General features: G+C 44.7%; 1 protein-coding gene. It reads right to left on the bottom strand.

The window, feature by feature from the left end:
* Positions 1-10 precede the first annotated feature (10 nt).
* Positions 11-424 carry a reverse transcriptase N-terminal domain-containing protein gene (locus tag P5674_RS25710; RefSeq protein WP_315643422.1) on the bottom strand — a complete coding sequence of 138 codons (414 nt, stop codon included), beginning with the start codon at positions 422-424 and terminating at the stop codon, positions 11-13.
* Between the last annotated feature and the right edge of the window lie 128 nt (positions 425-552).

The following is a 552-nucleotide window of genomic DNA, read 5'->3' as shown; positions in this document are numbered from 1 at the left end:
TTGCCTTGCTCTATCTTGGATTGTAGGAATGCCTATTCCAGCTTTTTTCATCCCTTCCAGGTTTTGGTATCCATACTCTCCTAAGTGCTTTTGCTTTGAGGTTTCCCTTAATGTTCTCAACAAGTTCAAACCTTTGCCTTGAAGAGATTGCTCTCATTCGATCGACTCCAGCCATTTTCTTGCCTTGATTATCTTGGGTCACTCGCCGCACTGCTAAGAGTCGGGCATAATATGACTTCACCAATAGACGTTGCCACCTTCGTGCCTTCGCGTCCTGTCCCGATTTAGCTGCTTGAAATATACTCTTTTGGAGCTTAAAAACTTTCCGTTGAACCTTAGTCCATGGGATTGCCTTCCATGCGTTGTTCGTAGTCTTGATTAGTTTTGGTTTCCCAAACCCTTTCTTTGAACTCGCTATCGCCATCTGTACACCTACTAGGCTCTATTTCTTTACAATCAAACCGTGACCCGTTAGCATATCCCTACCATTACAGTCGGGCGTTGGCTTCTGGTCACATCTCACCCCCTAATAGGCTTACGCTTACACTTTCA

It is taken from the genome of Limnospira sp. PMC 289.06, assembly GCF_032350395.1.
In the GTDB taxonomy this organism is placed as follows: Bacteria; Cyanobacteriota; Cyanobacteriia; order Cyanobacteriales; family Microcoleaceae; genus Limnospira; species Limnospira platensis.
Note: the sequence above shows the minus strand (reverse complement) of the source record. Positions and strands in the feature narration are given on the sequence as shown.